The sequence below is a fragment of the Candidatus Babeliales bacterium genome (assembly GCA_016929235.1).
Taxonomy (GTDB): Bacteria; Babelota; Babeliae; order Babelales; family JABCYS01; genus JAFGJD01.
Window position 1 is genome coordinate 38,498 of sequence record JAFGJD010000007.1, and the last position, 10,280, is coordinate 48,777.

The window sequence follows — 10,280 nt, forward strand, 5'->3', positions numbered from 1 at the left end:
CCTACTTACTTAACTGGAAGTCGCCTTTGTAAATCCAAACCGTTACACCAATCACACCATACGTGGTATGTGCCGTAACCTGTCCGTAATCTACATTCGCTCTCAAGGTGTGCAATGGAATCGAACCAATACGAAGCCATTCTGCACGAGCAATTTCAGCTCCACCCAAGCGACCCGCACATCTAATCTTAATACCTTTAGCACCTGCTCTGAGAGCGCCCGCTGCGGCACGCTTCATAGCACGCTTGAAGCTCACACGACGCTCTAACTGTTCTGCTATGCTTCTCGCAACTGTCATCGCATCAGCGTCTGGATTCTCAACTTCTTGCACCGAAACTTCAACGGCGCGACCAGGAAATTTTGAAGAAATCTTTGTTCTCAAATTTTCAATTTCCTGACCCTTTTTACCAATCACAATGCCAGGACGTGCTGAGTGAATAATAATGCGAATATTTTCACCCGCTTTTTCCAACTCAATACGTGAGACTTCCGCATTCTTGAGCTCTTTAGCCAAGAAGCGACGAATAGCAATATCTTCCATCAGTTGATCCGCATACGAACCACGAGCAAACCAACGAGAATCCCAATCCCGATAAACGCCTAAGCGAAATCCTTTTGGATGAACTTTTTGTCCCACGACGCTATTCCTCTTTCTTTTTGCTTTGTTCAGTTGACACTTTAGGAGCCACCATAACCTTCAGATGACTGAGCCGCCTGCGCTGTAAATTTGCGCGACCCATTGCCCCTGGTTTGTAATACGTAATCGTTGGACCTTCATCCACACAAAACTCTCGCACTACCAAATCCGACTCTGCAAGGTTCGCCTGGCTCTTAGCATTGGCAACAGCAGATTCTAGAATCTTTTTCAATGGCCTCACTCGTTTAAGTGCACAGGTTGAAAACCAGTTCAACGCATAATCCGCATCCTTACCACGCACCACATCAACTAATGGACGCAGCTTGTAGGGCGAGAAACGAATATAACGAGCTTTTGCTGTAAATTGCATAATTTTACCTCTTCAACCTTACTTATCAGCAGACTCTGCCCCGGTCTTCTTCTGGCCACTATGTAGCCTGAAGGTACGCGTTGGCGCAAATTCACCTAAATAATGACCCACCATGTTTTCCGTAATGAAGACTGGAAGGAACTTTTTACCATTATGCACTGCAATTGTTAACCCGACAAATTCAGGAATAACCATACTTCTGCGAGACCATGTCTTAATAGCCTCTTTTTTGCCAGATTCTTTCACCTTGTGAACTTTCACAAGGAGCGACTCATCTACAAATGGGCCCTTCTTGGTGGATCTTGCCATAATGCGTTACCTTTTCCTCTTACTTCTTGCGTCGTTTTAAAATTCTTGGATTTTTCTTCTTACGAGTACGTGTACCCTTGCACCCTTTTCCCCAAGGAGTTGTTGGGTGGGCCCCTGACTTAGAACGGCCTTCCCCACCACCATGCGGGTGGTCAATTGGATTCATCGCCATACCACGAACCGTAGGCCTAAATCCCTTGTGACGGGTTCTTCCCGCCTTACCAATAACAATATTTTTGTGATCAGCATTACCAAGAACGCCAACCGTTGCCCAACAATCTTGATGAACTAAACGTATTTCACCAGAAGGCAATTTAACAGTTGCATACTCATCAGCCTTGGCGACGATCTGAACCGACGATCCAGCACTACGAGCAAACGTACCGCCAGAACGAGGGTTGAGCTCAACATTATGCACCGAAAACCCGACTGGAATATTCTTTAGTGGTAATGCATTTCCAACTCGAGGCTCAACTCTTTCACCAGCTTCTACAACCGAACCAACTTTCAAATTTTCTGGCATGAGCATATAACGCTTCACGCCGTTAGCATAGGATACAAGACCGATGCGCACATTACGATTAGGATCATACTCAACGGCAATTAATCTTCCAGGAACATCACGCTCTGACCGCTTAAAATCAACAACACGATATTTACGAATCGCCCCGCCACCGCGATGACGAACCGTAATCCTACCATATGCATTTCTTCCGCCACGCTTCTTCAAACCGATCGTCAACTTTTTTTCAGGACGATGCTTAGTAATGTCGCTTGAATCAGTATATGACTGATATCTGAGCGATGAGTTACGAGGTTTTCTTGTTTTAATAGCCATCTTTCTGTCCTATATCGTTACTTTTGCGCTTCTTTAACCGGCTCTACCGATGTAGTCTCGGGCGCAACTGTTCCACCCTGTGTAAGAAGATCAAGCGAATACCCATCAGCCAAGGTAACAATGGCTCTCTTTTCAAGAGGGTCCTGCACAAACACACGATTCATACGGGGACGCTTTAACTTTCCTTTGCGGATCACAATACGCACTGTCTTTACTTTAACATTGAACAAGCGTTCAAGAGCCTCAATAACCTGGCGCTTATTAGCCTGAGGATGAACCTTCAAGACAATCTTCTTCAGATTTTGATAGAGGCGATAGGCCTTATCACTGATGACAGGACCTTGTATAATATCATAAATACTTAACTGGAGAGCCATGGTTTAACCATTTCCTTAAATGCTTGAAAATCTTTCTTTAACACAACCCATGTATCTCGAGCTAACAAGTCATACACATTCGCTTCATCAAAGAACAATGTGTTCACGTTGGCAATGTTTGCAAACGAAGCTTGGTTCAAGAAATCGTTTGCCTTGAGAAAGAGGGTAACTTTTGTGTCGCGAAGCCCGGCATCCCTAAGTAAACGAGCTGCCGCAGCTGTCTTTGGAGTACCAACACTCAAAGACGAATCGTCAACACGAACTATCTTACCATGCTCTAATTGATTCCAAAAGACCGAGCTCAAAACTCCGTTGCGCATTTTTTTGCCAACCTTAAGCGTTTTCACTCGTTCTTGTGGTCCATGCGCTACACCGCCTCCACGCCAAAGTGGAGAACGAGGCGAACCTGCTCGAGCACGACCTGTTCCTTTTTGTTTCCACGGCTTCTTATTAGAACGTGAGATCAAATCTGATCGGCTCTTCACAGCAACCGTTCCCTGACGCCATCCTTGACGCAATACACGAACGCAAACCGCAATATTTGCCGGGCAGATCTCTATTTTGTCAGACGCCTTTGCACCAACATCTTTTGCAGTAACCACATGGGCTAATGACTGCGCCTGCTCTACCATTTTTTGCTTAGTCTCTTCACTCATTTTTCACCCATTTGCTTTCGCACAAAGACACAAGAACCTGATGAACCAGGAACTGCACCCTTCACCAATACAAGGTTGTCTTCAGGACGAACCTGAACAAGCCTCAGTCCTCTGACTGCTGTTGCTACCGCCCCCATATGACCAGGAAGCGTTTTTCCCTTCGGAACCCGACCTTCAGATCTCCAAAAACTGATCGAACCGGGGAGTCGATGGAAAGTCGATCCATGCGTGGCGGGCCCACCAGAGTAGCCATGACGCTTTACAACACCCTGAAACCCGCGACCCTTGGAAACACCAAAGACGTCAACTAATCCACCTTCCTGTAAAGCCGAAGCTAGATCACATGCTTGGCCTACCGTGAAGCCTTCGGCATCTTGCGCAAGAGATATTTCTCTAACATGCACAAAATACTTCTTCATGCTTTTCAACCATGCTTGATCAAACGAAGCGCCTTCGTAACGCTTACGCACTCGACCACATTGAAGAGCGCTATACCCATCCTTGTCCTGCGTTTTAATTGCAGTAACAAACCAATGGCCTGTATCGATAACAGTTACAGGAACAACCTCATTTTTCTCGGAGAAAACCTGTGTCATTCCAACTTTTTTGCCCCATAAACCTGTAATCATCGACAACCCTTCAAACCTATCTAATCTCAACATCAACACCAGAAGAAATACTCAACTTCATAAGAGCATCCATGGTCTGATCGGTTGGCGACACAATGTCAAGAATGCGACGATGCGTAGTCAACTCAAACTGTTCACGGGACTTCTTATCAATGTGTGGCGAACGAAGCACCGTAAAGCAGCGCTTTCTATTAGGCATCGGCACAGGCCCCATCAACTGGGAGCCTGTCCGACGTACCGTTAATACAATCTGTTTCACTGCCTTATCAAGCAGCTGATGATCGTATGATTTTAATGTTAAACGAATACGTTGCTTCTTCATGTGTAACCCAATTACTCAATAATCTTGGTAACAACACCCGAACCAACAGTTCGCCCGCCTTCACGAATTGCAAACCGTAAGTCTTTTTCCATTGCAATAGGAGCAATCAACTGTACGGAAAGCGACACGTGATCACCAGGCATTACCATTTCACGCCCTGCTGGCAAGGTAACAATCCCGGTAACGTCTGTGGTTTGGAAGTAAAACTGTGGTTTATATCCTGAAAAGAATGGAGTTTGACGTCCACCTTCTTCTTTAGTCAAGATATACACATCGCATTCGAAATTTCTATGTGGAGTAATTGAGCCAGGAGCTGCAACCACCATACCACGCTCGATATCTTCTTTTTTGACACCACGAAGCAACAACCCAACATTATCGCCAGCTTGCGCTTCGGTCATGGTCTTACGGAACATTTCAACGCCGGTAACTGTTGTCTTATAGCTTTCGCCAAAACCAACAACTTCAACTTCGTCACCAACTTTGACTTTACCACGCTCAATACGACCGGTAGCAACTGTACCACGACCAGAAATCGAGAACACACCTTCAACAGGCATCATCAACGGCTTATCGATATCACGTTCTGGTTCAGGAATATAGCTATCAAGCGCATCCATCAAACGTGCCATTGCTGGCATACCAAGATCGCTAGAATCGCCTTCAAGCGCCTTAAGAGCAGAACCCTTAATAAAAGGAATCTTGTCTCCTGGGAAGCCGTACTTAGTCAATAAGTCACGCACTTCTTCTTCGACCATTTCAACCATTTCAGGATCGTCAACCATGTCAACCTTGTTAAGGAATACAACGATCGCAGGAACGCCAACGTTACGAGCAAGAAGAATATGCTCACGAGTTTGAGGCATAGCACCATCGGCAGCAGATACTACCAAAATCGCACCATCCATCTGTGCAGCACCGGTAATCATGTTCTTCACATAGTCAGCGTGACCAGGACAGTCAACATGCGCATAGTGACGCTTATCAGTTTCGTATTCAACGTGTGAGGTTGCAATCGTAATACCACGAGCTTTTTCTTCGGGCGCATTATCAATTTGATCAAATGCCTTAGCATCTGCTAATCCCTTTGATGCACGCTCTTTGGTAATCGCTGCGGTCAACGTAGTTTTACCATGGTCAACGTGACCAATGGTTCCCACATTCACATGGGGTTTTTTACGTTCAAAAATTTCTCTTGCCATAGGGAGCTCCTACTTGCTTAATACATAACACCTATTTACTGTTCACGACTTCATCTTGCGCATGCTTTGGCATTTCACGATAGCATTCAAATTCCATCGTGTAGCTCGCACGGCCCTTCGTCTTAGAGCGAAGATCCGTTGCATAACCAAACATATTTCTAAGTGGAGCTTCAGCAGAAATAATCTGCGAACCACCTTTCGCATCCATGCCGAGAATTCGGCCTTCACGCGCACTCAAATCACCCATTACATCACCCATATATTCTTCAGGCGTCTCCACCTCAATCTTCATGATGGGTTCCAATATAACTGGGGAAGCTTTTGACATACCACTTCTGAATGCCATGGAAGCGGCAATTTTAAATGCCATTTCTGATGAGTCAACGTCATGGTAAGATCCATCATACAACGTTGCCTTACAATCAACAACTGGATAACCCCCAAGGACCCCAGAATTTAATGATTCCTCAAGACCTTTTTGCACTGCAGGAATATATTCTCTGGGCACAGTACCACCGACAATAGCATTTTCAAATTCGAATCCTTTACCGCGTGGTAATGGCTCCAATTTAATCCAAACGTGGCCATATTGGCCCTTGCCACCAGACTGCTTGATATACTTACCTTCAACCTCAACTGGTTTTTGAACGGTTTCTTTATAAGCAACCTGCATCTTACCTTGCGTCAACTCAACCTTCTGCTCACGCTTCATACGATCAATGATAATTTCCAAGTGCAATTCACCCATACCACGGATCACCGTCTGTGCGGTCTCTGGATCATAGGTAAACTGGAAGGATGGATCTTCTTGCATCATCTTCTTCAAACCATGTACCATCTTTTCATGATCGGATTTGTTATTTGGCTCAATAGCCACGGAAATAACAGGTGCAGGAACATCGATAGATTCGAGTAATACAAGCTTCTTTTCTTCACATAGCGAATCACCCGTAATGGCATCCTTCACACCAACCAACGCAGCAATATCACCCGCATGAACACTAGGAATTTCTTCACGCTTGTCAGCGTGCAACTTAATAATTCGGCTAACGCGCTCTTTGTTATTATTCTTTGCGTTGTACACATAGGAACCCGATTTAAGTGATCCCGAATACACACGAATAAATGATAACACACCAACAAATGGGTCGGTCATAATTTTAAATACAAGTGCCGCAAACGGTTCTTTTGGATCAGCGTGTCTAACAATTTCTTCACCAGTTTGAGGATTAGTACCGATTACCGGAGGAACATCAAGCGGCGACGGCAAGTAATCAACAACTGCATCTAGCGCTAGCTGGATGCCCTTATTTTTGAAAGCCGTACCACAGAATGCTGGAGTCACTTCGCGAGCCAAAACACCCTTACGTAAAGCAGCCTTTATATCGCCAATCGAAAGTTCTTCACCATTTATGTATCGCTCTGCTAACTCTTCATCGAAATCGCATGCACGCTCAATAATCTGAATGCGCATTTCTTCAGCTTGCTCTTTGTATTCTTCAGAAATATCGTGCCACTCGATGCCCGCGCCCATGTTATCGCTTGAGAAGATAGCCATCTTTCCCGTGAGCACATCAATGATTCCACGAAGATTTTCTTCCTTACCTACCGGTATCTGCATAGCAAGCGCATTACCATGAAGTTTGTCATTAACTTCACTCACAACTTTGAAGTAGTCAGCTCCAATACGATCTAACTTGTTTACGAAAACAATACGTGGAACTTTATATCGATTTGCCTGGCGCCACACAGTTTCAGACTGCGGCTGCACACCACCGACACCACAAAAAACACCGATCATTCCATCAAGTACGCGGAGCGATCGGCCAACTTCAATAGTAAAATCAACGTGTCCCGGGGTATCAATAATATTAATTTGATGATCTTGCCAAAAACAGGTTGTCGCAGCAGAGGTAATGGTAATACCACGCTCACGTTCTTGCGCCATCCAGTCCATAATCGCTTCGCCCTCATGCACTTCGCCGATCTTATGAGAGATACCGGTATAGAATAAAATACGTTCGGTAACCGTCGTCTTCCCCGCATCAATGTGGGCGGCAATCCCAATATTTCTATACCTATCTAGTGAAGTATTCTTACTCATCGATCAACCTTCATTTACCATGAGAAGTGCGAGAAGGCACGATTTGATTCGGCCATTCTATGCATATCAACTTTTTTCTTAATTGCCCCGCCACGATCCTGCACTGCATCCATAAGCTCATGCGCTAAGCGCTCGCCCATGGTCTTACCAGAACGTGCAGATGATGCATTGATCAACCAACGCATAGCTAGCGCCCTACCACGATTGCCCTCTACTGGACGAGGAATCTGATAAACGCTACCACCCACACGACGAGGACGAACCTCAATGGCAGGAATAATGTTATCGAATGCCTTATGGAATAGAGCAAGCCCCTTGCCTTGATCTCCCGCCTTTTTGACGAGGACATCCATGGCATCATAGACAATTGCGCGAGCGGTGCTCTTTTTGCCTCGTTCCATAACAATATTGATCAACTTCTGAATCAAAGAAGACCCATACTTTGGGTCAACTCCAATGTTGCGCTGCAAATTAACTGACCGACGCCTTGGCATACCTTATCCTTTATTTGGGCGCTTTGCGCCATACAGAGAACGCGACTGCTTTCTATTTTCTACACCAGCAGCATCATAGGCTCCGCGAACAATATGATACTTCACACCTGGCAAATCCTTTACACGACCACCACGAATCAACACAATAGAGTGCTCTTGGAGGTTATGACCTTCTCCGGGGATGTATGCTGTTACTTCATTACCATTAGCCAGTTTGACACGGGCTACCTTTCTCAACGCAGAGTTAGGTTTCTTAGGGGTGGTGGTAAACACACGAGTGCATACACCACGCGCCTGAGGACAATTTTTTAGAGCAATGCTCTTGGACTTGGCTTTATAGCTCTTGCGTCCTTTTCGTGAAAGCTGACTTATCGTGGGCATAGCCTTACGTTCCTATTAAAAAATAACAAACTTGTACCTAAAAAATGACGGGGATCGAAATACCGAACCTGATGATCACGTCATGGCTTTAGTCACAAAAACCCTTCCAAAATGGGCATGTGACGGTATAGGGCTAGTGTAGACGTTCCACTGTTTTTTTCAAGTATAATTGAACAATGTATGTCTTGATGCTACGGTGTACGCACAGTATATTCATACTTTGGTACGATACCCTTAAACGTAAAGGTCTCCTCTATGGTCCCTTCGATTGGTTCTGTTCAAGCGTTGCTCTCGTTTTTTTTTAGCAAAACACTCCTTTTCGTAATCCTTGGCTCCCTTGGTATCGGTTTTCTGATCGGCTTCCATGAGCTGGGCCATTTTCTGATGTGTAAGTTACTCAAGATAGATACCCTATCATTCTCAATAGGAATGGGCCCCCGACTCATTTCAAAAAAATGGTGGAAGACGCAATTTTCATTTTCAGCACTTCCCCTGGGTGGCTATGTAGAAATCAACCCAAAATCGTTTGATACACATCCATATTGGCATAAATTGCTTGTCATGCTAGGAGGCATAGGCTTCAATCTAATTTTTTCGTATGTGGTTTTCATTGCGCTACATATCACAGGCATGCCCGATTCCATGCTACCAATCGCACAAAGTAGCAAGCCTATTATTGCCGCCATAATCCCAGAATCACCAGCAGAAATTGCAGGGCTCAGACCAAAAGATATAATCCTCAAAATCAATGGATCAAGCGTTGATGGCAACGTTGAAACCATCATCACAAAGGTAAGCGAAAACGCTAATCAGGCGATCGATCTTACTATCAAGCGAAAACGCAAAGAGCGAACCGTTTCCGTCAAACTTGGTGAGCAAGTTGTAGGAAGATCAGTCTTTGGCTACTTGGGTGTTCAGTTTGAGAAAGCTGTCAGAAAATCTGTAAGTATTTGGCAATCAGTCGTAGATGGCGTTGCCTATACCAACCGTCTCATTTACCGAATTGCACTCGCTTTTAAATCAATGATCACCACCAAAAACATATCAGGTCTTGGCGGTCCTATTATGGTGGTATCACAGACGGTACATCATGCATCTAAGGGAATGAAGATTTTCTTAGCCTTACTTGCATTGATCAGTATCAACTTGGCAGTATTGAACCTGATTCCTGTACCAATCATGGATGGAGGACAAATTTTACTGCACACTATTGAAGCACTACTACGAAAAAAACTACCCTTAAAAATTAAGGAAGGCATCTTTCTTATCACTTGGATTCTTTTCTTCGGACTAGCTTTATTTCTAAGCCTGAGAGATGTCGCCAACCTATATCAAGAAAACCGCGCTCAGAGCACTGAGCATCCCATTCATAAGAAAGGACACATGTGAAAAAACATCAAAAAATCTGGTTCATCGCCAGTATCTACGTAGGGTTGCTGATCCTACTTCCATATCTTGCTAACTCCCTATGGATGTCTAAGATTGCTCGGTATCTGATGCTAGCAGTTACCTTCAAACTCTACACACTATTTTTTTTGGGAAACTTCATCTATGCAGCATATCTCCTTTGGAAAAAGAAGAATCTCCAGTCCGTGCTCCATACCATATCAAGCTTGATGCTCTTAGTTATGCTTGGCTTTGCAACAACCATGCAGTCCTTCACCTATTTTAAACTTGGGTGGGATGAGTGGAAGGCAGCTGCCACACCTCAAGAGAGTGTTATTGTGAACGTCGATAGTTACGACAGCTTACAGGAGCTAGTCAAGAAACATAAAAAGCCCGTAATTGTAAAATGCTCTGCCATTTGGTGCCCACCATGCAATGCAGTCAAACCTCATTACCACAAGCTTGCTGAAGAGCTCAAAGATAAAATAACATTTGTAGAAATTGATACAGACTCGTTCACTGATGCGCAAAAACTCAACATCAAGGGAATCCCCGCATTCATCGGCTACAAGCAT

General features: G+C 44.6%; 14 protein-coding genes. 2 read left to right on the plus strand and 12 right to left on the minus strand.

What is annotated here, in order from left to right; translation table 11 throughout:
* Nucleotide 1: 1 nt before the first annotated feature.
* The 12 genes from rpsC to JW872_03745 are packed head-to-tail and all read right to left on the minus strand — an operon-like array spanning nucleotide 2 to nucleotide 8,319.
* A complete protein-coding gene (rpsC, locus tag JW872_03690; GenBank protein MBN1549735.1) occupies nucleotides 2–637 on the minus strand; it encodes a 30S ribosomal protein S3 in 636 nt (211 codons plus the stop codon).
* A 4-nt stretch (nucleotides 638–641) separates the two neighbouring features.
* Nucleotides 642–1,007 (minus strand): 50S ribosomal protein L22, encoded by a 366-nt coding sequence (rplV, locus tag JW872_03695; protein ID MBN1549736.1) that lies wholly within the window; start codon nucleotides 1,005–1,007, stop codon nucleotides 642–644.
* 18 nt (nucleotides 1,008–1,025) lie between these two features.
* Nucleotides 1,026–1,316, minus strand: a complete 291-nt coding sequence (gene rpsS / locus JW872_03700; GenBank protein ID MBN1549737.1) for a 30S ribosomal protein S19 — start codon at nucleotides 1,314–1,316, stop codon at nucleotides 1,026–1,028.
* Nucleotides 1,317–1,335: 19 nt separating this feature from the next.
* Entirely contained in the window at nucleotides 1,336–2,154 is an 819-nt protein-coding gene (gene rplB / locus JW872_03705) for a 50S ribosomal protein L2 (protein MBN1549738.1), read from the minus strand.
* 17 nt (nucleotides 2,155–2,171) lie between these two features.
* Nucleotides 2,172–2,531 (minus strand): 50S ribosomal protein L23, encoded by a 360-nt coding sequence (locus JW872_03710; GenBank protein ID MBN1549739.1) that lies wholly within the window; start codon nucleotides 2,529–2,531, stop codon nucleotides 2,172–2,174.
* Nucleotides 2,516–3,187, minus strand: a complete 672-nt coding sequence (gene rplD, locus JW872_03715) for a 50S ribosomal protein L4 (GenBank protein MBN1549740.1) — start codon at nucleotides 3,185–3,187, stop codon at nucleotides 2,516–2,518. Before rplD ends, JW872_03710 begins: the two co-directional genes overlap by 16 nt.
* Nucleotides 3,184–3,816 carry a 50S ribosomal protein L3 gene (gene rplC / locus JW872_03720; protein MBN1549741.1) on the minus strand — a complete coding sequence of 211 codons (633 nt, stop codon included), beginning with the start codon at nucleotides 3,814–3,816 and terminating at the stop codon, nucleotides 3,184–3,186. The genes rplD and rplC overlap by 4 nt, the downstream gene beginning before the upstream one ends.
* Nucleotides 3,817–3,832: 16 nt before the next feature.
* Complete coding sequence (gene rpsJ, locus JW872_03725; protein MBN1549742.1) at nucleotides 3,833–4,138, minus strand: 30S ribosomal protein S10; 306 nt, start codon at nucleotides 4,136–4,138, stop codon at nucleotides 3,833–3,835.
* Between the two features lie 11 nt (nucleotides 4,139–4,149).
* Nucleotides 4,150–5,340, minus strand: a complete 1,191-nt coding sequence (gene tuf / locus JW872_03730; GenBank protein MBN1549743.1) for an elongation factor Tu — start codon at nucleotides 5,338–5,340, stop codon at nucleotides 4,150–4,152.
* Nucleotides 5,341–5,371: 31 nt separating this feature from the next.
* Nucleotides 5,372–7,444: an elongation factor G gene (gene fusA / locus JW872_03735; protein MBN1549744.1), complete on the minus strand. Its 2,073-nt coding sequence runs from the start codon at nucleotides 7,442–7,444 to the stop codon at nucleotides 5,372–5,374.
* Between the two features lie 14 nt (nucleotides 7,445–7,458).
* Complete coding sequence (gene rpsG / locus JW872_03740; protein ID MBN1549745.1) at nucleotides 7,459–7,938, minus strand: 30S ribosomal protein S7; 480 nt, start codon at nucleotides 7,936–7,938, stop codon at nucleotides 7,459–7,461.
* A gap of 3 nt (nucleotides 7,939–7,941) precedes the next feature.
* Nucleotides 7,942–8,319 carry a 30S ribosomal protein S12 gene (locus JW872_03745; protein ID MBN1549746.1) on the minus strand — a complete coding sequence of 126 codons (378 nt, stop codon included), beginning with the start codon at nucleotides 8,317–8,319 and terminating at the stop codon, nucleotides 7,942–7,944.
* A 255-nt stretch (nucleotides 8,320–8,574) separates the two neighbouring features.
* Between JW872_03745 and JW872_03750 the strand changes: the two genes are divergently transcribed.
* Both JW872_03750 and JW872_03755 read left to right on the plus strand, forming a co-directional pair.
* Nucleotides 8,575–9,708, plus strand: a complete 1,134-nt coding sequence (locus JW872_03750; GenBank protein ID MBN1549747.1) for a site-2 protease family protein — start codon at nucleotides 8,575–8,577, stop codon at nucleotides 9,706–9,708.
* The coding region (locus tag JW872_03755) for a hypothetical protein (GenBank protein ID MBN1549748.1) at nucleotides 9,705–10,280 on the plus strand (576 nt) is incomplete at its 3' end. The genes JW872_03750 and JW872_03755, both read left to right, overlap by 4 nt.

Bases quoted from the DNA above. Each gene is read 5' to 3' on its own strand.
- fusA (MBN1549744.1), bottom strand. From the start codon at position 7,444: ATGAGTAAGAATACTTCACTAGATAGGTATAGAAATATTGGGATTGCC.
- rpsG (MBN1549745.1), bottom strand. From the start codon at position 7,938: ATGCCAAGGCGTCGGTCAGTTAATTTGCAGCGCAACATTGGAGTTGAC.
- rpsJ (MBN1549742.1), bottom strand. From the start codon at position 4,138: ATGAAGAAGCAACGTATTCGTTTAACATTAAAATCATACGATCATCAG.
- rpsS (MBN1549737.1), bottom strand. From the start codon at position 1,316: ATGGCAAGATCCACCAAGAAGGGCCCATTTGTAGATGAGTCGCTCCTT.
- tuf (MBN1549743.1), bottom strand. From the start codon at position 5,340: ATGGCAAGAGAAATTTTTGAACGTAAAAAACCCCATGTGAATGTGGGA.
- JW872_03750 (MBN1549747.1), top strand. From the start codon at position 8,575: ATGGTCCCTTCGATTGGTTCTGTTCAAGCGTTGCTCTCGTTTTTTTTT.
- JW872_03710 (MBN1549739.1), bottom strand. From the start codon at position 2,531: ATGGCTCTCCAGTTAAGTATTTATGATATTATACAAGGTCCTGTCATC.
- rplC (MBN1549741.1), bottom strand. From the start codon at position 3,816: ATGATTACAGGTTTATGGGGCAAAAAAGTTGGAATGACACAGGTTTTC.
- JW872_03745 (MBN1549746.1), bottom strand. From the start codon at position 8,319: ATGCCCACGATAAGTCAGCTTTCACGAAAAGGACGCAAGAGCTATAAA.
- rplV (MBN1549736.1), bottom strand. From the start codon at position 1,007: ATGCAATTTACAGCAAAAGCTCGTTATATTCGTTTCTCGCCCTACAAG.
- rplD (MBN1549740.1), bottom strand. From the start codon at position 3,187: ATGAGTGAAGAGACTAAGCAAAAAATGGTAGAGCAGGCGCAGTCATTA.
- rplB (MBN1549738.1), bottom strand. From the start codon at position 2,154: ATGGCTATTAAAACAAGAAAACCTCGTAACTCATCGCTCAGATATCAG.